Origin of the sequence: Proteus sp. FZP2095 (assembly GCF_023701425.1) — a bacterium.
GTDB classification, from domain to species: domain Bacteria; phylum Pseudomonadota; class Gammaproteobacteria; order Enterobacterales; family Enterobacteriaceae; genus Proteus; species Proteus cibarius.
This window is the reverse complement of the sequence record NZ_JAMQBJ010000001.1, coordinates 1805434-1829044: the sequence shown is the minus strand read 5'-3', so window position 1 is coordinate 1829044 and position 23611 is coordinate 1805434. Positions and strand designations below refer to the sequence as shown.

General features: G+C 36.9%; 20 protein-coding genes and 1 other RNA gene. 12 read left to right on the top strand and 9 right to left on the bottom strand.

Going from position 1 to position 23611, the window contains the following annotated elements; all coding sequences use genetic code 11:
• The first annotated feature begins 241 nt into the window (after positions 1–241).
• Positions 242–1492: a phosphoglycerate dehydrogenase gene (gene serA / locus NBG71_RS08905; protein ID WP_075670842.1), complete on the top strand. Its 1251-nt coding sequence runs from the start codon at positions 242–244 to the stop codon at positions 1490–1492.
• A 72-nt stretch (positions 1493–1564) separates the two neighbouring features.
• Here the strand turns inward: serA and NBG71_RS08900 are convergent, their stop codons facing one another.
• The 6 genes from NBG71_RS08900 to zapA all read right to left on the bottom strand — a co-directional run bounded on the left by NBG71_RS08900 (position 1565) and on the right by zapA (position 8609).
• The gene (locus NBG71_RS08900) at positions 1565–3682 is read right to left on the bottom strand and encodes a type I secretion system permease/ATPase (protein WP_231039599.1); all 2118 of its coding nucleotides are present in this window, start codon (positions 3680–3682) and stop codon (positions 1565–1567) included.
• Positions 3683–3695: 13 nt separating this feature from the next.
• On the bottom strand, positions 3696–5057 hold the full coding sequence (locus NBG71_RS08895; RefSeq protein WP_109419749.1) for an HlyD family type I secretion periplasmic adaptor subunit: 1362 nt from the start codon (positions 5055–5057) through the stop codon (positions 3696–3698).
• Between the two features lie 2 nt (positions 5058–5059).
• Positions 5060–7111 carry a peptidase domain-containing ABC transporter gene (locus tag NBG71_RS08890; protein ID WP_250916781.1) on the bottom strand — a complete coding sequence of 684 codons (2052 nt, stop codon included), beginning with the start codon at positions 7109–7111 and terminating at the stop codon, positions 5060–5062.
• 110 nt (positions 7112–7221) lie between these two features.
• The gene (locus tag NBG71_RS08885) at positions 7222–7815 is read right to left on the bottom strand and encodes a 5-formyltetrahydrofolate cyclo-ligase (RefSeq protein WP_075670848.1); all 594 of its coding nucleotides are present in this window, start codon (positions 7813–7815) and stop codon (positions 7222–7224) included.
• Between the two features lie 171 nt (positions 7816–7986).
• A non-coding RNA gene (ssrS, locus tag NBG71_RS08880) (6S RNA) lies at positions 7987–8170 on the bottom strand.
• A 109-nt stretch (positions 8171–8279) separates the two neighbouring features.
• Positions 8280–8609, bottom strand: a complete 330-nt coding sequence (zapA, locus tag NBG71_RS08875) for a cell division protein ZapA (RefSeq protein WP_023581530.1) — start codon at positions 8607–8609, stop codon at positions 8280–8282.
• 176 nt (positions 8610–8785) lie between these two features.
• Here zapA and NBG71_RS08870 point away from each other — a divergent pair, with 176 nt between their 5' ends.
• The 7 genes from NBG71_RS08870 (at position 8786) to gcvP (ending at position 18148) form a co-directional block, all read left to right on the top strand.
• The gene (locus NBG71_RS08870) at positions 8786–9364 is read left to right on the top strand and encodes a YecA/YgfB family protein (RefSeq protein ID WP_075670850.1); all 579 of its coding nucleotides are present in this window, start codon (positions 8786–8788) and stop codon (positions 9362–9364) included.
• Positions 9365–9415: 51 nt separating this feature from the next.
• Positions 9416–10726, top strand: a complete 1311-nt coding sequence (gene pepP / locus NBG71_RS08865; protein ID WP_075670852.1) for a Xaa-Pro aminopeptidase — start codon at positions 9416–9418, stop codon at positions 10724–10726.
• Positions 10727–10739: 13 nt separating this feature from the next.
• Positions 10740–11912, top strand: coding sequence for a 2-octaprenyl-6-methoxyphenyl hydroxylase (gene ubiH, locus NBG71_RS08860; RefSeq protein ID WP_075670854.1), 1173 nt, complete (start codon positions 10740–10742; stop codon positions 11910–11912).
• Between the two features lie 55 nt (positions 11913–11967).
• The gene (gene ubiI, locus NBG71_RS08855; RefSeq protein WP_156733803.1) at positions 11968–13203 is read left to right on the top strand and encodes an FAD-dependent 2-octaprenylphenol hydroxylase; all 1236 of its coding nucleotides are present in this window, start codon (positions 11968–11970) and stop codon (positions 13201–13203) included.
• A 413-nt stretch (positions 13204–13616) separates the two neighbouring features.
• Entirely contained in the window at positions 13617–14711 is a 1095-nt protein-coding gene (gene gcvT, locus NBG71_RS08850; protein WP_075670858.1) for a glycine cleavage system aminomethyltransferase GcvT, read from the top strand.
• 34 nt (positions 14712–14745) lie between these two features.
• A complete protein-coding gene (gene gcvH / locus NBG71_RS08845; RefSeq protein ID WP_006533681.1) occupies positions 14746–15138 on the top strand; it encodes a glycine cleavage system protein GcvH in 393 nt (130 codons plus the stop codon).
• Between the two features lie 133 nt (positions 15139–15271).
• Positions 15272–18148, top strand: coding sequence for an aminomethyl-transferring glycine dehydrogenase (gene gcvP / locus NBG71_RS08840; protein ID WP_164530611.1), 2877 nt, complete (start codon positions 15272–15274; stop codon positions 18146–18148).
• 90 nt (positions 18149–18238) lie between these two features.
• Here the strand turns inward: gcvP and NBG71_RS08835 are convergent, their stop codons facing one another.
• Positions 18239–18841 (bottom strand): HD domain-containing protein, encoded by a 603-nt coding sequence (locus tag NBG71_RS08835; RefSeq protein ID WP_075670862.1) that lies wholly within the window; start codon positions 18839–18841, stop codon positions 18239–18241.
• A gap of 30 nt (positions 18842–18871) precedes the next feature.
• On the bottom strand, positions 18872–19858 hold the full coding sequence (gene ygfZ, locus NBG71_RS08830; RefSeq protein WP_099659328.1) for a tRNA-modifying protein YgfZ: 987 nt from the start codon (positions 19856–19858) through the stop codon (positions 18872–18874).
• A 264-nt stretch (positions 19859–20122) separates the two neighbouring features.
• On the opposite strand from ygfZ, the gene sdhE reads away from it, so the two are divergent.
• A complete protein-coding gene (gene sdhE, locus NBG71_RS08825; protein WP_075670946.1) occupies positions 20123–20398 on the top strand; it encodes an FAD assembly factor SdhE in 276 nt (91 codons plus the stop codon).
• A 479-nt stretch (positions 20399–20877) separates the two neighbouring features.
• A complete protein-coding gene (locus NBG71_RS08820) occupies positions 20878–21285 on the top strand; it encodes a protein YgfX (RefSeq protein ID WP_098942225.1) in 408 nt (135 codons plus the stop codon).
• 16 nt (positions 21286–21301) lie between these two features.
• Here the strand turns inward: NBG71_RS08820 and fldB are convergent, their stop codons facing one another.
• Positions 21302–21820 carry a flavodoxin FldB gene (gene fldB, locus NBG71_RS08815; RefSeq protein WP_075670948.1) on the bottom strand — a complete coding sequence of 173 codons (519 nt, stop codon included), beginning with the start codon at positions 21818–21820 and terminating at the stop codon, positions 21302–21304.
• A 108-nt stretch (positions 21821–21928) separates the two neighbouring features.
• On the opposite strand from fldB, the gene xerD reads away from it, so the two are divergent.
• Together xerD and dsbC are read left to right on the top strand one after the other, a co-directional pair.
• Positions 21929–22867 (top strand): site-specific tyrosine recombinase XerD, encoded by a 939-nt coding sequence (gene xerD / locus NBG71_RS08810; RefSeq protein ID WP_075670868.1) that lies wholly within the window; start codon positions 21929–21931, stop codon positions 22865–22867.
• A gap of 33 nt (positions 22868–22900) precedes the next feature.
• Positions 22901–23608 carry a bifunctional protein-disulfide isomerase/oxidoreductase DsbC gene (dsbC, locus tag NBG71_RS08805; protein ID WP_075670870.1) on the top strand — a complete coding sequence of 236 codons (708 nt, stop codon included), beginning with the start codon at positions 22901–22903 and terminating at the stop codon, positions 23606–23608.
• Positions 23609–23611 lie beyond the last annotated feature (3 nt).

Sequence of the window (23611 nt, the reverse complement as noted above, 5' to 3'; positions counted from 1 at the left end):
TATTTTTAAATTATTTTAGAAACTGCAAATTCAGTGATATATATCACACGATAGTTATATTTCTCTTTAAAATCCTGCCTTTTTTAAAGTCAAAATCATTTTACTCGGTAGAAAATCACTTTATTTACCGCTTATTCTGTCATCACTGCAATCGGTTGTATTGCGACAAAATCTATTTTTGTTATGTTGATGAGACAGGATTTTGTTTTTCATTAAATGTAATAACGATAGGGCAGGGTAAATGGTCAAAGTATCTTTGGAAAAAGAAAAGATAAAGTTTCTACTCCTCGAAGGTGTGCACCAAAGTGCAGTAGAAAATTTAAGAGCTGCGGGTTATACCAATATTGAATATCACAAAGGCGCATTATCGGACGAAGAATTAAAAGAAGCTATCCGTGATGCACGTTTTGTTGGTCTTCGTTCCCGCACTCACTTAACAGAAGAAATTTTTGCAGCCGCTGAAAAGTTAGTTGCTGTGGGATGCTTCTGTATCGGCACTAATCAGGTTGATTTAGATGCCGCTGCTCGTCGCGGTATTCCTGTATTTAACGCTCCTTTCTCAAATACTCGTTCCGTGGCAGAGATGGTACTTGGTGAATTACTGTTATTACTGCGTCGTATTCCTGAAGCAAATGCGAAAGCGCATCGTGGGATTTGGGATAAACAAGCGAAAGGCTGCTTTGAAGCGCGTGGTAAAAAGCTGGGTATTATTGGTTATGGTCACATTGGTACACAGTTAGGTATTTTGGCAGAAAGTGTGGGTTTAGATGTCTATTTTTACGATATTGAAAACAAACTACCATTAGGTAATGCAACACAAATTCGTCATCTTTCTGAACTGTTGAATATGTGTGATATTGTCAGCTTACATGTGCCAGAAACACCATCAACCAAGAATATGATTGGGCATGAAGAAATTAAGCGCATGAAACCAGGCTCAATTCTTATCAATGCTTCTCGTGGTACTGTGGTTGATATTCCTGCGTTATCACAAGCATTAGAATCTAAGCATTTATCCGGTGCCGCTGTTGACGTATTCCCATCAGAGCCGGGTGCGAATAACGATCCTAACGATCCGTTTGTTTCTGAACTTATCAAGTTTGACAATGTGATATTAACACCACATATCGGTGGTTCAACCCAAGAAGCGCAAGAAAACATCGGTTATGAAGTTGCGGGCAAGTTAGCGAAATATTCAGATAACGGTTCTACATTATCTGCTGTTAACTTCCCTGAAGTATCACTGCCAAGCCATGGTGATGATGTAAACCGTTTACTGCATATTCATGAAAACCGCCCAGGTATGATGAACAGCATCAACAACGTGTTTACTGAAGAAAACATCAACGTAGCCGCACAGTATTTACGTACATCAGGTAACGTAGGTTATGTTGTGATTGATATTACAACACAAACGAAAGCCCAAGCTGAATTAGTGTTACAAAAAATCAAAGCATTACCGGGAACAATCCGTGCTCGTATGCTTTACTAATTATTGATACATTATCGGTAATATATTGAAGGCTCGAAATATCGAGCCTTTTTTGTATTTATCAATTTTTAATTATTGAATTTGTTGCTTCCATAATTGGTAATAGAGTGCTCGATTTTCTATTAAATAAGCATGTGTTCCTTCTTCTAATACCCTACCTTTATCTATTACATAGATATAATCTGAATGCACTAATGTATTTAGACGATGTGCAATACTAATGACGGTTCTGTTTTTACAAATCTGAGGCAAATTCGCTAAAATTTGTGCTTCTGATTTGTAATCTAATGCTGATGTTGCTTCATCTAAAATAAGAATACGCGGATCAGTTAATAAAGCTCTAGCAAGCGCAATACGTTGACGTTGTCCTCCTGATAAATTTCGACCTCTTTCTCCAACTTGAGTGTTAAAACCTAAAGGAAGTTGCTCAATAAAATCTAAAGCCCCTGCAAGTAGGGAAGCTTCTATTATCTCTCTTTCACTCGCGTTGGGTTTTGATAAACGAATATTTTCAAGGATTGAGCCACTAAATAAAAAACTCTCTTGTAAAACAAGGCTAATACTTTGGCGTAAAGAGAGTGGATCGGCGATAGCGAGATCCATTCCATCAATATAAATTTGCCCTTGTTGAGGCGTATAAAGACGTTGGAGCAAACGTGTAAGAGTGCTCTTTCCTGAACCAGAACGCCCCGTAATACCGATAAATTTACCGGCAGGAATAGATAAAGAGAGTGCTTCAATGACATCTGGTGTGTTATTAGCGTAACGGAAATAAACATTTGAAAAAACAATACTTCCTGTGATTTTAGGAACGGTCGCAGTTCCATAAGGATGATATTCAATAGGAGTATTCAAAATATCGCCAACACGACGCAAAGAAATGGTTGCTTGCTGAAAGTCTTGCCAGCATTGGGCTAAGCGTAAAATAGGTTGTGTAATATGCGCAGTAAAAAGATTAAAAGCAATAAGCTCACCCACACTTATTTGTGCATTGATAATTAAATTAACACCTTGCCATAAAATAATAGCCGTCGCGATTTTATGAATGATAGAGATAAGTTGTTGTGCAAATAACGCTTTTTTAGCACCAGAAAAGCGTTTGTTAATATGATCTGTAAGTTTGTATTGCCAGTTTTCTATAAATTTATTTTCTGTTGCTGTTATTTTTATGGTTTCGATACCGTTTATTGCTTCTGTTAGTAGACTGGTATTATCCGCATTGGCCTGATATTCCTGCTCAACCCAATAGCGAATAAAAGGGCCACAAATAAGCCAAAGTAGAAAGTAGAGTGTTAATGCACCTAGGGTTATCCAGGTTAAAAGTGACGAATACGTGAACATGACAGAGATAAATACGATGATAAAAAACAGATCTAGTATTCGCATAAAAGCAGAGCTAGTAATAAATTGCCGAATATGTGAAAGCTCTTGAATACGGGTAATAATCTGCCCTGATTGGCGTTGATTAAAAAAATGGCTAGGTAAGCAGATAAGATGCTGGAATACCTTTCCTGAAAATTCAGCGCCTAACTGACAAGAAATAAAAATGTATAACTTATCGCGCAAATAAAGATAGAGGGGTTCTGTGACAGCAATCAGTATCAATAAATAACCAAAAAGGTGTAGGTTAGATAAATTTCTTCCTGTCAGTACTTTATCAATCATAATTTCGAAAATTAAAGGACTGACTAACGCAAACAGTTGACAGAAACAAGCTAAAATAAAGATAAAAAGTAATGTATTTTTTTGTCTTAACAGGGAAGGAATAAACCAGCGGAAATCAAATTTAGCTGATAATGGAGAGGGCTCTTTAGTAATAAGTAATAGTGTATTAAGTTTCTTTTTTTTATCAATAATAAACTCAATTTTAATATTATTTCTAGGTTCTAAAACAATAAGCTTTTCCTTTTTTATATCTTTTAAAATATACCAATGCTTATCTATTTCAATAAGGGTGTTAATTATGTTTTTTTTCTCTTTATCATAATCAAAGGCATCAAATTGACATTTTAAATTTAATAATTGAGCGGTTTCAAAAATATTCCATTTGTTAAGGTGATTATCACAACCAAGAAAATGAATGATCTGTTCTTTTTTTATATTTCCTCTGCCTTTTTTAGAAAAATAAAGTAATCCATCAATAATAGAGTGGTGATATTGGCTTTTTTCCATGTTAGTTATATTTTCCATAATATGAAGTATCTTATTTTTCAGTAAGTGCATTATGACGATAAGCTTCTATTGGACTTAAAATATAATCAATGACACGACGTTGTTCAGTGATTATTTCGGCAGTTAAAGACATACCAGGGATAAGACGATATTCTCTTTGGTTATTTTTAATTGTTTGTCTGTTTAATTTAATAGTTATTGGATAAATTGAGCCTAATTGGTCGTGCTGAACCGCATCTTTAGCAATATTAATAATTTCGCCCTCCATGGTGCCATAGAGTGTATAAGGAAAAGCATCTATTTTTATCATTGCTTTTTGCCCTAAATGAATAAAACCAATATCTTTATTGAGCAAATTAACTTCAGCAATGTTATCTTGGTTATCAGGTACTATGACCATCATACCTTGTGATGGTTGTAATACACTGCCTAGTGTATGTGTTGAAATTTGTTGAACTGTACCTGTTATTGGAGAACGTACTTTTTTTAGTTGCTGTTTTTTTTGAAGATGGTTAAGGTTTTGATGGTAAATGATCAATTCGCTTTCATACTGCTTATATTTATCATACCATTCTAGATGTTTTTGTTTCTCTAATTGATTTAGATTTTGCTTTTTCTGTTCTTCTTGGCTTTTTAGTAGATTATATTCTGAATCTTTCGTTTTTATCAGTCTGTTTATTTCTAGCAACTCTTTTTGATTTTCTAGATACTCTATCTTACTAATAAAATTTTTTATATACAGTGTTTGTTTTAATGTGAATCGTTGTTCAATATTTTCTTTTAATTTTTTTAATGATAATAAATCATTGTAAGTCATCAATTGGTTTTTATTATTTACTTCAATCTCTGTCTCGACTACTTTTATATTACTATCAAATTCTTCCTTTTCTTTTTTATAGCTAGTTAAAATATTTCTTTTTGCTTTTTTATCTAACGTATTAAAATGGTAAAGATTTTGAGGAGATATATCTTGGCTTAATGCTTGATAGCGTATTTTAAGCTGTAAGATATTGTCTATCTTCTTTTTTATTCCTATTATTTCTTCATCAATACCTAATATATCAAGTGTTAGTAATATATCGCCTTGATTAACTTTTTGTCCTTCCTTTACATGAAGTGTTGCTAATCGGCTATGTTCAGATATTTGAACAAGTTGAGAATGCCCAATAGCAATAAGTTTACCTGTTGCAGGGGATTGTATATTTAATTTACCGAAATAAGCCCATAGAAGAAAGGCTATAACATTTAATGAAATAAGTATCGCAATATAACGACTATAAGGAGTGATGGGCTTTTCGATAAGAGCAATGTGGTTAGGGTAAAAATCGTAATTTTTTGCTTTATTTTTACGCTGAAAAAGAGTGAGCAAAATAGAGGATATATTTAGTTTCATTCTCAACATCCTTGTTGAAGTTGCCAAAGTTTTTTGTAGTAGCCACTGTTTGCAATTAATTCTTCATGGTTTCCATCTTCAATAATTTTCCCTTTATTTAACACAATAATACGAGAACAATTTCGAATAGTTGAAAGGCGATGAGCAATGATAATAACGGTTTTACCTTTAGCAATAAGAGGGAGGTTGTTTTGAATTATGGCTTGGGAGTTATCATCTAAAGCGCTGGTGGCTTCATCGAAAATTAAGATTTTGGGTGAGGGTAATAAGGCTCTGGCAATTGCAATACGTTGGCGTTGACCTCCTGATAATGATGCTCCTCCTTCTGTAATAAGTGTGTCATATCCTAAAGGAAGTTTTAAAATAAACTCATGAGCACCCACCATTTTTGCAACGTGAATAACTTCCTCTAAAGAAGCATGTTGATGAGTTAATCGAATATTATCAAATACACTTAAATGAAATAAAAAATTCTCTTGTAACACAAAACCGATTTGCTGACGTAGGTTAGTTAAATGAAATTGTGTAAGTGGAATACCGTCAATTTTTATACAGCCTGATTGTGGAATATAAAGACCTGAAATCATTCGCACTAAGGTGCTTTTACCCGATCCTGAAGTACCAACAATACCAATAACTTCATGTTTTTTAATATGTAATGAAATATTATTTAAAATAGTAGGAGTATTGCTTTGATAATAAAAACTCACTTTATTAAAGGTAATTTCACCTTTGATATTGGATTGTCGTGTTGCAGTATCCTGTTCTTTAGGAAGATTAAGAATATCTTGTAAGTTATAGATAGCTGTTTTTGTTCTGATATATTTGCCCCAAACATCGATTGCCGTCGCAAAGGGTTGTAAACAGAATCTAAGGAGCATCATAAACGCAACAAGTTGACCTATTGTCATCGAGAGAGAAATGACTTCATAGGCACCTAGCCATAATAGTAATGCTATTGTTGTTTTATTAAGAAATAACACAATAAAGCGTGAGAAATTATCAATATTTTGAAGTACTAAACTTTTTGAGGTGACCTGATGAATTTGTGTATACCACTGTTGTATAAATCGAGGTTCAAGCGAAAGGCTTTTAATTGTTTCAATCCCCCCTAAACTTTCGGTAAGAAATCCAGTATTAATTGCCGCTTTTTGATAAAGCTGTCGAACAGCAAGCTCTATTTTAGGTGCGAGAAATTTAGCTAAAATAAGATAAAAAGGGATCGTGGTAATGAAAAACAAAGTTAGCTTTAACGAAAACATTACCATTGCAAAGATAAATATAAAGATAAAAGAAAAATCGACAATTAACATTAATAACGTATTAGTAATAAATTCCCTAATAATGTCTAATTCTTTTACTCGAGTGACAATGGCACCAGTTTGCCGTGATTTAAAATAACTAATCGGTAATTTAAATAAGTGTTCAGTAAGTTTTAAGCTTAAGGTGATATCAATTTTATTTGCTGTGTGGTGATAGATGTACTCTCTAATTCCTTTTAGTACCCCTTCATAAATAGCAATAAAAGCCAAAGTAACAACTAATACATCAAGTGTTAATTGTGCGTGATGAATAATGACTTTATCCATAATAATCTGTGTAACTAAAGGAGTTGCCAATAGTAATAATTGCAAAATTAATGAATAAAATAAGATACTATAAAAAATAGTTTTATATTTTTTAAATGCAGGGAGAAACCAAGTAATGTTGAATTCATTATTTGCTTTAAAATCAAGATAATAGGCGGATTTTATTTTAAGTGAATTATCTTTACTGATAGTTTCTGTTTTATCTTTTTGAGTGTTGTAAATAAGAATATTGTTGTTATTATTTTTTAGTAAAATAAATAAGTTGTCATTATTATCTATAATAATTAATTTGTGATTAATTTGTTTATTTAATAAAGTGTGTGCTTTTATTTTCTTTAATTTAAAACTGTGCTCTTTTTCTAATGAATTTACTGTGTGATTGTGTTCTATTTTTATTTCTTTGTTTTTAATTAGGAGGATAATAATTTTAATGCATTTAATTAAATGAATATCTTTTTCATTCATTAGGATAAATACCTTTTGAGTAGGGAAATGTAAAAGGTATTTAAGAATGTTTTTTTTATAAAAAATATAAAAAAACACAGATAATTATTAATGATAAAAAATAGAATAGTTTAAAAATGCCACCTTTTTTCAGGAGTAATAATTTCAGGTAATGGAACATCCCAATTAGCGGTAGGGAGATAATCAACTTGTTGGCAAGTATGAGCAAGACCCATTGGGTAAAATGATTTTTGTTGCCAGTTTTCTAACGTTCTATCGTAAAAACCGCCTCCCATACCTAATCGTTGGCCTTGTGCATCAAAAGCCACTAAGGGGGTAAAAATAATATCAATATCAGATATGGGAATAACCATGTTCACATTTAAAGGAGGTTCAGAAATATTGAAACGATTTTTTACTAACGTTGTAGAAGGTGTGTAACGTAAGAAAAGAAGATGGTGGCGATGAAATGGGTGTAATACAGGTAAACAAACTTGTTTATTTAATGCCCATAGCTGGGAGATCAAAGATGATGTATCAATTTCACCGTCAAAAGAAAGAAATAGTGCAATAGTTTGTGCTTGTTTGACTTTAGGATGAGCAAGAACTTGTTCACATAATTTATCAGCTGCTTGTTGTTGCTCTTCTAATGTGAGTAAACGACGTTTTTGGCGAATAGCTTTGCGGATCTCATCTCTTTGTTGAAAAAGTGAAGTGTGTGTCATTCATCAATCCATCAATAAGCGGTTGGTATTAAGTGGAAACCATCATTTAAATCAATTTATCACACTTTAGAGGTAAGAAAGCGAAGAAGTTGAAGATATGAGAATGAAAGCATAAAAAAAGTTCTAAACATTAAGTAGTTATAAAATACTTAGTGTTTAGAACTTTAGTAGGAGGTCTCCAAGATGCCGCCGCAAGCTGTAACCCTTGAACCCATGGTCCAAGGTGAACATAGTGTTGCTACCATTAGGCTGCCTGAACGAATCGGGTATGCTCACAAGCAACAGATCACCACGTTCTATGTGTTTCGAATATCGGCTCAGGGGACTGGCCCGCTGGCAAACATCTCAGAGAAATTTGGTGGGTGCGCTAAGCACCTTATCTATGAACTATTGTATTATTTTAATTGTAGAAAGCAACCTATTATCTGTGAATTTCGTGGTGTACGCATGCTTTCTGAACAAATCTACTTCGCAGTTGAAAAAGTGCGATCATGGTGCTTGCCTTGATCGTGTAAAGCTTGTTCAATGGATTGTTGTAGCATTTTTATTTTCTCTTCCATGTTGTAGGCATAGTCTCTGGTTTTTAACTTTTCTTCTGCCAACTCATGACTCATATTTAATGCCACGATAAAAATTAAGTGCTCTGTATTGGAAACACCACTGCGTTCTTTGAGATCTTGTAATCGTTGTTCCAGTTCAGCAGCAGAAGCCAGTAAAGCATCTCTTTGTTCTGGTGGGCAATTGACACGTAATGAGCGCCCAAAAATTTGAAGATCAACGGGTTGTGCGGACATGATTCCTTCCTGACATAAAATCTGTGCTACGTGTTTAGTAGTGTATACGGTTATAACGCTGTATTAAACGCTATTACTGCAAAAATTCCAATGATTAACATGGCTTAACTGGTACAGCGACTTCTATTGATGGTAGCATATCTTGAACTATTCCCCTAAATGCGACGTTTATTCTTATGTCAAAACAGAACACATTACCGAATTATCAAACTATTGATGCATTATTACAGCAACATACAGTACCTTTAACCGCGGCTGAAATGCATGGTTTGATCACGGGATTTATTTGTGGTGCAGTGCGTGATAGCAGTTGGAAAACCTTATTACACGATCTGACCAATGAAGGCTTAGCTTTTCCTAAAACGCTATCAGAGCCACTTGAAGAGCTTTATCACATCACCTTAGAACAACTCGATGACAGTGTGTTCAATTTCTCGATGTTAGTACCTGACGAATCTGAATCTGTTTTTCCAAGAGCCGATGCTCTTGCAGGTTGGGTTAATCATTTTCTTTTAGGTCTGGGAGTTGCTCAACCTAAGTTGTCTGATCATAAAGAATTGACCGAAGTGATTACTGATTTACGTAATATTGGTGCGCTAGGTTACGAAGAAGACGAAAACCAAGAAGAACTTGAAGATGCGCTTGAAGAAGTCAGTGAATATGTAAAAGTATCCGTTCAACTTTGTTATATCACTTTTGTCGCACCAAAAGACAAAGGAAATGACAAACAAAATGAGCAACGTGTATTACATTAATTTCATCATTAATTAGATAACCATAAAGATAAATGAAAGACAGGAGTGGGTATGAATAAGCAAGAATTTTTATCCCGTCGTCAGGCATTATTAGCACAAATGAAGCCTGCGAGTGCAGCTATCTTTTTTGCCGCACCACCAGCGCAACGTAATGCCGATAGTGAGTATCCTTATCGCCAACATAGTGATTTCCTTTATCTAACTGGTTTCAGCGAGCCTGAAGCTATTCTTGTGCTGATTAAAAGTGATGAAACACATAACCATAGTGTGCTTTTTAATCGCGTTAGAGATTTAACTGCTGAAATTTGGTTTGGTCGTCGCCTTGGACAAGAAGCTGCACCTGAAAAGCTGGGTGTTGATAAGGCGCTACCTTATGAAGATGTGGGTGAACAACTTTACCAATTATTAAATGGGTTAGATGTTGTTTATCATGCTCAAGGTGAATATGCGTTTGCTGATGAGATAGTCTTTAGTGCATTAGAAACTTTAAGAAAAGGATCTCGCCGTAACTTAAAAGCGCCACAAACTATTATTGATTGGCGTCCAATGGTTCATGAACAACGTCTGTTTAAATCTGATTTTGAACTTGAATTACTGCGTAAAGCCGGAAAAATTACTGCATTGGCACATACGCGTGCGATGCAAAAATGTCAGCCGGGTATGTACGAATATCAACTTCAAGGTGAGATCGAACATGAGTTTGTTTCTCATGGTGCGCGTTTCCCTTCTTATAACAGTATTGTCGGCAGTGGTGAAAATGGTTGTATTCTTCATTACACCGAAAATGAAACTAAAATGCGCGATGGAGATTTAGTTCTCATTGATGCAGGCTGTGAATATGAAGGTTATGCGGGCGATATCACCCGTACTTTTCCTGTTAATGGCAAATTTAGCCGTCAACAACGCGAAATTTATGACATCGTCTTAAAATCCATCAATGTTTCTTTGGAATTGTACAAACCTGGTACAAGTATCAAAGAAGTCACTGAGCATGTCGTGTATATCATGGTCGAAGGGCTGGTTAAACTGGGCATTATGCACGGTGAAATCGATCATCTTATTGAGACAAAAGCCTATCAGCGTTTCTTTATGCATAGCTTAAGCCACTGGTTAGGTCTTGATGTTCATGATGTTGGACATTATGGCACTGAGCGTGACCGTATTTTAGAACCGGGTATGGTACTGACCATTGAACCGGGACTTTACATTGCACCAGATGCAGATGTGCCACAAGAGTATCGTGGTATCGGTATTCGTATTGAGGATGACATTGTTATCACGGAAACAGGCAATGAGAATTTAACGGCATCTGTCGTTAAAGATCCTGATGAAATTGAAGCTCTGATGGCTGGAAAAATTTAAGGCTAAAATCAGCATGAATGTGATTATTGTGGGTGGTGGGATGGCTGGTGCGACATTAGCACTTGCACTTTCTGCATTAAATAAAGGTAAGATTTCAATTTCGCTAATTGAAGCAAGAGAGCCAGATAATGGACATCCAGGATTTGATGCAAGAGCGATTGCATTAGCACATGGAACAGCGAGACGGTTAGAGCAAATCGGGCTTTGGTCAACATTAAAACCTTTTGTTACTCCCATTAATCATGTTCATGTCTCTGATAGAGGGCATTGTGGTTTTGTTAATATTCATGCACAAGACTATGATATCTCAGCACTGGGTTATGTTATTGAATTGCATGATGCTGGACGCCAGCTTTTTGCCAAGTTGAAAAAACAATCTAATATCACGCTTCATTGCCCTGCTAAAGTTGAACAAGTTCAGCGTAATATCGATTCTGTTGAGGTAACACTTGATGATGGTACGCAATTATCGGGTAACTTACTGATTGCTGCTGATGGTACGAATTCACCTATCGGTCACCAGTGCAATATTCAATGGCAACGAGAGCCTTATAACCAAGTGGCTGTGATCGCTAATGTTAAAACGCAAATCGATCCTCAAGGTAAAGCTTTTGAGCGCTTTACAGAATTTGGTCCATTAGCCATGTTACCGATGAGTGAAGGGCGTAGCTCATTAGTGTGGTGTCATCCTATTGAAAAACTAGATGAAGTTTCACAGTGGGATGATGAAACAACTATCGCACATTTACAGCGTGATTTTGGCTGGCGTTTAGGAAAGATAGAGCATATTGGTAAGCGAAATTGTTACCCTTTAGCACTACAAAAAGCCAATCAAATTATTGGACATCGTTTAGCGTTAGTTGGAAATGCCTCGCAAACACTTCATCCTATTGCAGGACAAGGTTTTAACCTCGGTTTACGTGATGTTATGGCGCTCACTAATACGATCACTCAAGCGATTAATGCCAATACCGATATTGGCAGTTATCGAGTGCTCTCTCAATATCAACAATTGCGCCAGCAAGATAGAGAAAAAACAATCTCTATTACTGATGGGTTGGTGAAAGTGTTTGCAAATCGTTGTGTGCCACTGATTGTTTCTCGCAATTTAGGGTTAATGACGATGGAATTGCTTCCGATGATGAGAGATAAATTGGCGCATCAAACATTAGGCTGGACAGACTAGACAAACAGAAAGAATAGCGCGCTCTAAAATAATCGCTTTTTAGGATACTTTTATTATGAAATCATTTGATGTTGTTATTGCTGGTGGTGGAATGGTTGGGCTTGCATTAGCCAGCGGATTACACGGGTGTGGATTACGTATAGCGATAATAGAAAATCACCCAGTAACGAAGCTTTTTCACCCACAGGATGATTTTTCATTACGGGTATCTGCTATTAATACAGCCAGTGAAATGTTGCTGAAAAAATTAGGTGTCTGGGAAAACTTACAGGCATTACGAACCGCGCCTTATCAAGGTATGGACGTTTGGGATCAAGATAGTTTTGGTCGTATTGAGTTTTCAGCACAAAAAGAAGGGTTCAGCCACTTAGGCTCTATTATTGAAAATAACCTTATTCGTGAAGTGCTTTGGCAAAAATGCGAAAGCCACAGTGATATTACTTTCTATTCATCAACGCAGATTGAGCGTGTAGTGTGGGGGGAGAATGATGCATTTATAACCCTGAATGATGGTGAGATGTTGACGGCAAGATTAGTTGTCGGAGCTGATGGCGCTAATTCATGGTTACGTAAACACGCAGATATTCCACTGACTTTTTGGGATTATGAACATCATGCCTTAGTTGCTACTATTCGTACTGAACAGCCTCATGATAATGTTGCGCGTCAAGTATTTCATGGTGAAGGTATTTTGGCATTTCTACCTCTTTCTGATCCTCATACTTGTTCTATTGTTTGGTCTTTGCCAAGTAACCTTGCTGAACGTTATAAAAATGCAGAAAAAACCTTATTTGAGCGTACATTAGGCGTGACCTTTGATATGCGTTTAGGTCAATGTGAATTGATGAGTGATCGCATGACCATACCATTAACAGGCCGTTATGCTCGCCAATTTGCCGCTCCTCGTTTAGCACTATTAGGTGATGCAGCACATACAATCCATCCTTTAGCTGGACAAGGCGTTAACCTCGGCTTTATGGATGTTGCAGAGTTAATTGGTGAGATCCGTCGCTTAAAAGCAGAAGGTAAAGATTTTGGTGAATATCTCTATTTGAGACGATTCGAGCGTCGTCGCAAACATGCAGCAGCCGTAATGCTGGCAAGTATGCAAGGATTCCGTGAACTTTTTGCTGGCAACAACCCAGTTAAAAAACTGGTTCGGGATATCGGCCTTTCGTTAGCAGATAGTTTACCGGGGGTAAAACCTAAGTTACTTGAGCAAGCAATGGGGCTTTCTGATTTACCTGAATGGTTAAGTGATAAAAATTTCACTTCAGTTGAAAAAATCTAATTCCTCGCTTATTTCACATTACTTTTATTTATATCTGACTGAAGAAATAGAACTAAAAAAATCTATTTTTTCAGTCTATTCTTTGCACTAATTCCTTTTTTTTAGTAATTCCTCGCTAAAAATGAGCGCTGATACGCATAATTGCAATCATTAGTTCTGCATACCCATATGTCTACATTATGATTAAGAGACACTATACCCTATTTTAACTTATGGTTTATTTTTTCTCACAATGCTAAGTTCAAGGGGATGGTATCGTTTGCGTTGTACGTTAATTGCTCGTATTTGTTAAATCTATGTTTAAAAATAAACTTAAGCTTAAGATTAACACTATGATTTCAAATCAAGTTTAATTTTATATTTAACAAATGCGTTCTCTGAATAATCTAAAGTAAAAGTAGAAAGAGGGAAGAATGGCAAAACAGACTCCGTTGTATGATGAGCATGTAGCCTGCGGTGCTCGTATGGTCGATTTTCATGGTTGGATGATGCCTTTGCACTATGGCTCCCAAATAGATGAACATCATATTGTACGTCGTGATGCAGGTATGTTCGATGTTTCTCATATGACCATTGTTGACTTACATGGCTCGCAAGTTAAAGATTTTCTACGTTATTTATTAGCGAATGATATCGCTAAACTCACCGAAAAAGGTAAGGCGCTTTATACTGGTATGCTAAATGCATCAGGTGGTGTAATTGATGATCTTATCGTCTATTACTTTGATGACTCTTTCTATCGTCTCGTTGTGAACTCCGCGACCCGTGAAAAAGATCTGGCATGGATTGAACAACATGCTTCAGATTATGTTGTGGATATCACTGTTCGTGATGATTTGGCATTAATCGCTGTTCAAGGTCCTCATGCACAAGAGAAAGTACAAAGCTTATTAACTGAAGCGCAACGCCAAGTTGTGTCTGCAATGAAGCCTTTCTATGGTGTAGAGCTTGGAGACCTGTTTGTTGCAACAACAGGCTATACCGGTGAAGCAGGCTATGAAATCGCAATGCCAAAAGAGCAAGCAGTCGATTTTTGGAAAAAATTATTAGCTGTGGGTGTTAAACCTGCAGGATTAGGTGCGAGAGACACATTACGTTTAGAAGCCGGAATGAACCTCTATAGCCAAGAGATGGATGAAACTATTAATCCACTTGAAGCGAATATGGGATGGACGATTGCATGGGCACCGGAAGATCGTCAATTTATTGGTCGAGAAGCATTAGAAAAATTACGCGCAACAGGCACAGATAAACTTGTGGGTCTTGTAATGCGAGAGAAAGGTGTGTTGCGTGCAGGTACTGCCGTACACTTTACTGATGATTTAGGTGAATTAAGAGAAGGTATTATTACAAGTGGTACTTTTTCGCCTACATTAGGCTTTAGTATTGCATTAGCAAGAGTTCCCGCAGGTATAAAAGATAGCGCAATTGTATTAATGCGTAATCGTGAGATGCCAGTAGAAGTAGTAAAACCTGGTTTTGTTCGTTCAGGTAAAGCATTGGTATAACACGCACAATTATTTTAAATGGAGAGTAAGGTCAATGAGTCAAATACCTAGTGAATTAAAATACGCGCAGTCTCATGAGTGGATCCGTTCAGAAGGCAATGGTGAATACACTATCGGTATTACTGAACATGCACAGGAATTATTAGGTGACATGGTGTTTGTTGATCTACCTGAAGTGGGTAGAGAAGTAGCAGCGGGTGATGATTGTGCAGTAGCGGAATCAGTAAAAGCTGCATCAGATATCTATTCACCATTATCGGGTGAAATTATCGCAGTAAATGAAGAATTAGATGGTTCTCCAGAGCTGGTAAACAGCGCACCTTACGGAGAAGGTTGGCTATTTCGCATTAAAGCAAATAATGAAAGCGAATTAGATGACTTACTTGATGCTGCGGGTTATCAAGAACTGGTAGATAGCGAAGAGTAAAACGAAGCGCCCCGTCAAATCAATGCCGGGGCGTTTTTATTTGTTAGCTTGTTGTCGTAATGCTATTTCAACGCGCTTTAAGCCGTGTGCTATTTACCTATCCATTCATAGTGAATTCAGGAAATTACTTGCAATGACACAGACTTTAAATCAGTTAGAGTATCGCGATGAATTTATTCGTCGCCATATTGGTTCATCACCAGAACAGATTAAAGAGATGCTCAGTGCTGTTGGCGTCTCCTCATTAAATGAATTAACTCAAAAAATTGTTCCAGATAATATTCAATTAGAGACACCACCGAATGTGGGTGCAGGAGCAACAGAGCAAGAAGCCTTGGCTGAACTAAAAGCGATCGCTAGCCAAAATAAACGTTTTACTTCTTACATTGGAATGGGTTACGCACCTTCTGTATTACCCCCTGTGATTTTGCGTAATTTATTAGAAAATCCGGGTTGGTATACCGCTTATACACCGTATCAGCCAGAAGTTTCTCAAGGTCGTCTAGAATCACTACTGAATTTCCAACAGGTTACAATTGATTACACAGGAATGGATCTCGCCTCTGCATCGTTGCTAGATGAAGCAACAGCAGCTGCAGAAGCAATGGCAATGGCAAAACGTGTAAGCAAATTAAAAAATGCGGATCGTTTCTTTGTTGCTGATGATGTTCACCCTCAAACTTTAGATGTTGTCAGAACTCGTGCTGATACCTTTGGTTTTGAAGTGATTGTTGATAAGGCTGAAAAAGTATTAGAGCTTGAAGGCGTCTTTGGCGTGCTATTACAACAAGTCGGCACAACGGGCGAAGTTCATGATCACAGTAAGTTATTAGCAGCACTAAAAGAACGCAAAATTATTACCAGTGTTGCCGCTGATTTAATGGCGCTGGTGGTACTCACCGCACCGGGTCATCAAGGTGCTGATATCGTATTAGGCTCAGCGCAACGTTTTGGTGTTCCAATGGGCTATGGTGGACCACATGCGGCATTCTTTGCTTGTCGTGATGAATATAAACGTGCGATGCCGGGACGTATTATTGGTGTTTCTCGTGATGCTGCGGGTAATCGTGCATTACGTATGGCGATGCAAACGCGTGAGCAACATATTCGCCGTGAAAAAGCGAACTCCAATATTTGTACATCCCAAGTCTTACTTGCCAATATTGCGGCGATGTATGCGGTTTATCATGGGCCTGAAGGATTAAAAACCATCGCTCAACGTATTCATCGTTTAACGGATATTTTAGCCGCAGGTTTACAACAAAACGGTATGGTATTACGTCATAAAACTTGGTTTGATACCTTAACGATTGATACCGCAGATAAAGCGGCTGTATTACAACGTGCTAAAGATGCTGAAATTAACTTACGCACTGATATTGTGGGAGCCGTGGGTGTAACGCTAAGCGAAATTACAACACGTGAAGATGTATTAAAGCTTGTTGAAATTATCAGTGGTAAAGTATTTGCGGGTGATATTGATGCACTTGATAAACAAGTGGCTTCTGCATCAGCGTCAATTCCTGCTTCTATGCAACGTAAAGACACTGTGCTGACGCATGAAAACTTTCATCATTACCACAGTGAAACAGAAATGATGCGTTATATGCATCGTTTAGAAAATAAAGACTTAGCATTGAATCAAGCGATGATCCCATTAGGTTCATGTACGATGAAACTTAATGCTGCCGCTGAAATGATCCCAATCACATGGCCTGAATTTACCGAGCTACATCCATTCTGCCCCGCTTATCAAGCGAAGGGCTATCAAGTGATGATTGGACAACTCTCCAGTTGGCTTGCTGCATTAACGGGTTATGATGCGATGTGTATGCAACCAAACTCGGGTGCTCAAGGTGAATATGCCGGTTTATTAGCTATTCGTCGTTATCACCAAAGTCGTGGAGAAGGTGAGAGACATATCTGTTTGATCCCAAGTTCAGCACACGGTACTAACCCAGCATCTGCCCATATGGCAGGAATGACAGTGGTTGTTGTCGGTTGTGATGATAACGGTAATATCGATATTGCGGACTTAAAAGCCAAAGCAGAAAAACATCAAGCTGAACTCTCTTGTGTAATGGTGACATACCCATCAACACATGGTGTTTATGAAGAAGGTATTCGTGAAGTTTGTGAAATCATTCATCAATATGGCGGACAAGTTTATCTTGATGGCGCCAATATGAATGCGCAAGTGGGGATCACTACACCGGGCTTTATTGGCTCTGATGTTTCTCACTTAAACTTACATAAAACCTTCTGTATTCCTCATGGCGGTGGTGGTCCAGGTATGGGGCCTATTGGTGTGAAATCACACTTAGCACCGTTTGTACCGGGACATTCTGTTGTTGAAATGGAGAATGTTACTACACAAGGTGCGGTTTCTGCAGCTCAATTTGGTAGCGCTTCAATACTACCAATTAGTTGGATGTATATTCGTATGATGGGCGCACAAGGGCTTAAACAAGCCAGCCAAGTGGCTATCTTAAATGCGAACTATATCGCACAACGTCTGAAAAATGACTATGACATTCTTTATGCTGGCGCTGATGGTTATGTAGCACATGAATGTATTATCGATATTCGTCCATTAAAAGCGAACTACGGTATCAGTGAAATGGATGTGGCTAAACGTCTAATTGACTATGGATTCCACGCTCCAACCATGTCATTTCCTGTTGCGGGTACATTAATGATTGAGCCAACAGAATCCGAAAGTAAAGTTGAAATTGATCGCTTTATTGAGGCTCTGCTTTCTATTCGTGCTGAAATTGTACTGGTAGATAAAGGCGTATGGCCAATCGACGATAACCCATTAGTTAATGCACCTCATACACAATATGAATTAGTGCAAGAGTGGTCACATAGTTATAGCCGTGAATGTGCGGTGTTCCCAAGTGAAGCAACGAAACAAAACAAATATTGGCCTGCGGTTAAACGTCTTGATGATGTGTATGGCGACCGCCATTTACATTGTTCATGCGCACCAATTAGTGATTATGAATAAGCTTTAATCTAGCAATATTCCTAAATAGAATACCGATGATTAAGTTAGCCATCGGTATTTTTTTATTTAATAAATTTAACAATGAATATATTACTTCAGCCAGCCTTTCTTCTGCGCCTCTAATAATTGAGGGTAGAGATATTGCCAAAATTCCGGCCACTGTTTTTCAATAAACAGATTACGCGCTAATACTTGCTCTAAGCGGATATTATTTTCAACCCAACTTTGACCTTCATTATGCAAATTCATCAGCATCGGCATCGCGCGATCAAGAATATTGGCAAACTGAGATTCAGGTGTTTCAGCTGCATCATATTCCAACCATAAATTGAGGAAATATTCGCTTTGTGGAGAAGGTAATAAAGCGAAAATACGTTTTGCAGCTTTTTGTTCGTGCTCTTTAATTGCTTCACGAGCGGCAACGTCATAAACCATCACATCGCCAGCATCTATTTCAACGATATCGTGAACAAGAGCTAATTGAATAGCACGCCCCATATCAATATCGCCCGCATAGGGCTGAAAACTCATTGCTGCAACGGCAAAGTGCCAGCTATGTTCTGCGGTATTTTCAGAACGACTATTGTCTAATACATTATTTTTACGATAAACACGTTTTAGTTTATCTAACTCCATAATAAAGTTAATCGTATCAGAGAAGGGGCCAAATGCCCCTTTAGGTAATTGTGTCATAAAAATCCGTATTGGTATGATTAATAAAAATTACTCTTCTTCTAAAGAATAAGGCAGTGGTTTAATGACTAGACGGCTGATGTTATCGCCTTGAACTCTAAATACACTATCGAGCTCCATATCGTTATTCATAACAACCTCAGCCAAAATAGTATTATCAGCCATACGTACAGCACTTAATACTGTTCCTGTTTTACGCCATTTATCTTCGCCTAATTGCCATTCAATGCTACCGCCAATCTCAGGTAATTCAGTACCACCACCTGATAATAGGTACATTGCACGTTTATTGGCACCTCTGAATTTTGCGCGAGATACCATTTCTTGTCCGGTATAACAGCCTTTTTTAAAGCAGATGCTCAGCGGTAATGCTTGCAGATTTGTTGCTTGAGGTAAGAATTGCTCAATATTGGGAGTATCAATAATAGGATATCCAGCCTCGATATCTAAGGCTAACCATTGCTCGCTATTACTGGTTTCTGCTTTTAATGTTACCGCAAGATTTTTTGCGGTTTCTTCATCTGTTACGATTAAAAAACGTTCAGTAGGTAAAGGTAGCTGAAGAATATAAGTATTATGGTGATTAACAACTTCATTTGCTTTACGAGGGATATTTGGAAAGTAATTGGCCAATGCAAGAGCAGCACCTTGTCCGGCTAATCCTAATAAAACGCTATTTGTATTTTCAGTTAAAGTTACTTTTGAAAATACGGCATATTTTTTTAATTCAGCAAGTTGTTTTTGCGCGACATTTTTACGCAGAATATAAGCAAAACCTTCTTGCTGGTGGAATAAGCGAAGCGTACTCCACATTTTACCTTTTGCTTCACAGTGTGCAGACAATGTATGTGTCGTTGTTGGGAGGGCTGCAATATCCGTAGTTAATTGACCTTGTAGATATTTTTCACTGTCAGCACCTGTTGCTGTTATCAGTGACCATTCATCTAAAGAAACCAGTGTTAATGGCAAATTGATTGCTGCATGAGGGCGTTTAGCCTGAGTAGAATTTTGAGTCATGATGTCACCAGCTATTAAATTAATCAGATACATCAGTTATGGTAAAAGAGTGACAAGACAATGCAAGTCATTATTATTTTTAACGCACAGAAAATGAACCTGATAAATAACAAATGAAAGCGTGTTCAATAGGTTGTCTATGAGACTAAACCTGCAAACTGTGATCATTTTGATGTTAAAAATTTTGCGATAAGACTATCATCAGGGCTAGGAAGAAATAGTGGTATTTCTTGATTTGAACAATGTAAAGAGCAGAGTATGACTATCGATATAGAGAATAAAGCACGAATTAACTGGGCATGTCGTCGCGGAATGCGTGAACTGGATATTTCTATCATGCCTTTTTTCGAGAATGAGTACGATACGCTATCTGATAACGATAAAGCGCTTTTTGTTCGTTTACTAGAGTGTGCAGATCCTGATTTATTTAACTGGTTAATGAATCATGGACGGCCTGATGATGATGCGCTCTATTATATGGTGAAATTAATCCAAGAGCGTAATAAAGCGAGAATGGCGGAGATCGTTGATAAATATTAATAAAATAGATTATCAAATCAGCGATAGATTAAATAGCAATTAAGATTGATTAAAAATGACGCTTTTATTTTCTCATCAAATAAAGGCGTTTTTATTTTTATATAAAAAATTAATAATACTAATAACACTCTAAAATTTACTGAAATAACAAATGTAGTTACGTTAAGTTTGCGTGCTATCTCTAAAAATTATGGCTTAAATCGCCTTTTTTCAATATTTTTCGTTTTATACTGAATAAATCAGGTATGCTAAATTTATTAAAACAACGATTAAAAAAGAATATTAATTACGTATTTATTATTAAGTTATATTTTTTGAACACATATTAAATAGAAAGGGTAGCCATAAATATTTGAGCTAAAATGTAAGATAAATTATTTGCAAGGTTAAGAAAGAAGTTACATTATAAATAGGTTGGTCTTTATTATCTTTAACTTATTTATATCCGTATAGAATTACAGCAGGAGTTAATATAACTCGTGATTTTATGGAAATCGCACCTCACAGTATCATGGTTCACTCAACTCTTCTCAACGGTTGCTTATGTTGCCTTTGTGATAGGCTTACTGTTATATCCGTGGCCTCCTGATTTTATTTATGTTTGGGTGCCACTGTTACTTTTCCTGATCGGCAGTTGGTATTTCACACAAAAGAATATTAGTCGTATCAAAGGGGATTTTGTTTTACTGAATGGTAATCGAATTCAATGGAAACAGCATGAATGGCAAATAACAAAACATCCTTGGATTAGTCGTTTTGGTACTCGAATAACGTTGACTTCTATTCTAAATAAAAAGCAAATCACGTTATGGGTCGCTTTTGATAGTATGACTGAAAATGAGTGGCGTAACTTCTCTCAGTTATTAATGCAATATCCAGATATTTAATACCTGGATATTAAATTTATAAGTTTTCTTCTATTTCACGTAGAATTTGCATACACCATTGTGATAAACGTTCATCAGTTTCTTCAAACTGGTTAACGTCATCTAATGCAAGACCAACAAAATGTTTACCATCATCCGATAAAGGTTTTGGGCTGACAAATTCATACCCATCAACAGGCCAGAATCCAATAAATTTAACACCACTTGGTAATAAATGATGGTAGAGCATACCCAGCGCATCCAGAAACCATTCGCTGTAATCAACTTGATCACCCATCCCATACATTGCAATAAGCTTATTTTTTAAATTTAATGTCGGCAATGTATCCCAAATATTGAGCCAATCTTCTTGGATCTCACCAAAATCCCAAGTTGGAATACCTAAAATAAGGATGTCATATTGTTCCATAAGCGAGATATCACACTCTTGAACATTATGAAGATCAACAAACTCTTCACCGAGAATATCACGAATTTTTTCTGCTGCCATTTCGGTGTAACAGGTGCTAGAACCGTAAAATAGACCAATTTTCATAAAGGTTTTTAGGATATTTTTGCCAATAAAGGTCACTATTGTACCAGAAAAATTTTTTTATAAGGCATAATGTAAAGGCTATGAGCTAAAGAGAGGGAGAGCAAGACCGTGTCACAAACCAAATTATCGACAAAAAAGACAACTCATATCAATGAAGATACTGATATTATCATTGAACAATTTCTCGACAACATTTGGTTAGAGCAAGGCTTATCTGCTAATACACTTAGCTCTTATCGTTTAGATTTACAAGCACTAGGACAATGGCTTGCACACCACCAATTAGATTGGTTATCAGCCACTACTTTGGATTTGCAATCTTTTCTCGCGACACGTTTAGATGAAGGCTATAAAGCCAGCAGCGCCGCTCGATTGCTTAGTACAATGCGTCGATTATTCCAATATTTATATCGTGAGAAATTACGTTTAGACGATCCTAGCGCATTACTTTCAACTCCTAAGCTTCCCAAGCGCTTACCAAAAGATTTAAGTGAGCGACAAGTTGATGATTTACTCAATGCACCTTGTATTGATGAGCCACTTGAATTGCGCGATAAAGCAATGCTTGAAGTTCTTTATGCGTGTGGGCTTCGTGTTTCTGAACTTGTGGGATTATCCCTTTCTGATATCAGCTTACGACAAGGCGTGCTACGTGTTATTGGTAAAGGTGATAAAGAACGTTTAGTTCCTTTAGGTGAAGAAGCTATTTACTGGCTAGAGCAATATTTGCAATATGGAAGACCCACTTTAATGCAAGGGAAAACGGACGATATTGTTTTTCCTAGCTTAAGAGGGCAAAAAATGACACGACAAACGTTCTGGCATCGGATAAAACATTATGCCGTGATAGCAGGGATCGATACTGAAAAACTATCACCCCATGTGTTGCGTCATGCATTTGCGACACATCTCTTAAATCATGGGGCAGACTTGCGTGTTGTACAGATGTTATTGGGGCACAGTGACCTCTCTACAACACAGATTTATACCCATGTTGCAACAGAGCGCTTGAAGGCGCTTCATCAGCAACATCACCCAAGGGGATAGCCGCTAAATAGCTGGTGTTAAATAGGAATTCAAATGAAAAAGAAATTATTCTGGTTGCCAATCTTATTAAGTATGGTGTCAATGCCAGTGCTTGCTGACAATGCTTCTATTGAAGCGCAACTAGCTAAAATGCAGATTAAAGCAGAGAGTATTCAACCAACCCCGATTGTTGGATTAAATGCAGTGTTATCAGATAAAGGCATTTTTTATATTACAGATGATGGTAAATATCTGACTGCAGGGCCTATTTATAATATTAGTAGTGGTGAGCCAGTTAGTATTGCTAATCAAGTTATTATGAAAAAAATAGATTCACTTAAGAATGAAATGATTGTTTATAAAGCGCGTAATGAGCGTCATATGATCACCATTTTTACTGATATCAGTTGCCCTTATTGCCAAAAACTTCACCAAGAAGTACCTGAACTGAATAAACAAGGTGTAACAGTGCGTTATTTGGCATTTCCTCGTAACGGTGTTGGCAATAATATTGTGAGTAAAGAAATGAATGCCGTGTGGTGTAGTGGTTTTCCTAATAAATCATTAGACAGTGCATTTAAAGGTGACAAAATTATCCCCATTGATGAATGTGCAAAAATCAATATCAATGAACACTTTAAATTAGGCACCATGATGGGTATTCAAGGCACTCCCGCTATTGTATTACCTAATGCCAGTATTTATGGTGGATATATTTCTGCTCAAAACCTTGTTGAATTATTAGATAAAAAAGAGAAGTAATTA

What these genes read in the sequence shown, in the direction of transcription:
- serA (WP_075670842.1), top strand. Translation starts at nt 242, where the DNA reads ATGGTCAAAGTATCTTTGGAAAAAGAAAAGATAAAGTTTCTACTCCTC.
- NBG71_RS08900 (WP_231039599.1), bottom strand. Translation starts at nt 3,682, where the DNA reads ATGGAAAATATAACTAACATGGAAAAAAGCCAATATCACCACTCTATT.
- NBG71_RS08895 (WP_109419749.1), bottom strand. Translation starts at nt 5,057, where the DNA reads ATGAAACTAAATATATCCTCTATTTTGCTCACTCTTTTTCAGCGTAAA.
- NBG71_RS08890 (WP_250916781.1), bottom strand. Translation starts at nt 7,111, where the DNA reads ATGAATGAAAAAGATATTCATTTAATTAAATGCATTAAAATTATTATC.
- NBG71_RS08885 (WP_075670848.1), bottom strand. Translation starts at nt 7,815, where the DNA reads ATGACACACACTTCACTTTTTCAACAAAGAGATGAGATCCGCAAAGCT.
- zapA (WP_023581530.1), bottom strand. Translation starts at nt 8,609, where the DNA reads ATGTCCGCACAACCCGTTGATCTTCAAATTTTTGGGCGCTCATTACGT.
- NBG71_RS08870 (WP_075670850.1), top strand. Translation starts at nt 8,786, where the DNA reads ATGTCAAAACAGAACACATTACCGAATTATCAAACTATTGATGCATTA.
- pepP (WP_075670852.1), top strand. Translation starts at nt 9,416, where the DNA reads ATGAATAAGCAAGAATTTTTATCCCGTCGTCAGGCATTATTAGCACAA.
- ubiH (WP_075670854.1), top strand. Translation starts at nt 10,740, where the DNA reads ATGAATGTGATTATTGTGGGTGGTGGGATGGCTGGTGCGACATTAGCA.
- ubiI (WP_156733803.1), top strand. Translation starts at nt 11,968, where the DNA reads ATGAAATCATTTGATGTTGTTATTGCTGGTGGTGGAATGGTTGGGCTT.
- gcvT (WP_075670858.1), top strand. Translation starts at nt 13,617, where the DNA reads ATGGCAAAACAGACTCCGTTGTATGATGAGCATGTAGCCTGCGGTGCT.
- gcvH (WP_006533681.1), top strand. Translation starts at nt 14,746, where the DNA reads ATGAGTCAAATACCTAGTGAATTAAAATACGCGCAGTCTCATGAGTGG.
- gcvP (WP_164530611.1), top strand. Translation starts at nt 15,272, where the DNA reads ATGACACAGACTTTAAATCAGTTAGAGTATCGCGATGAATTTATTCGT.
- NBG71_RS08835 (WP_075670862.1), bottom strand. Translation starts at nt 18,841, where the DNA reads ATGACACAATTACCTAAAGGGGCATTTGGCCCCTTCTCTGATACGATT.
- ygfZ (WP_099659328.1), bottom strand. Translation starts at nt 19,858, where the DNA reads ATGACTCAAAATTCTACTCAGGCTAAACGCCCTCATGCAGCAATCAAT.
- fldB (WP_075670948.1), bottom strand. Translation starts at nt 21,820, where the DNA reads ATGAAAATTGGTCTATTTTACGGTTCTAGCACCTGTTACACCGAAATG.
- dsbC (WP_075670870.1), top strand. Translation starts at nt 22,901, where the DNA reads ATGAAAAAGAAATTATTCTGGTTGCCAATCTTATTAAGTATGGTGTCA.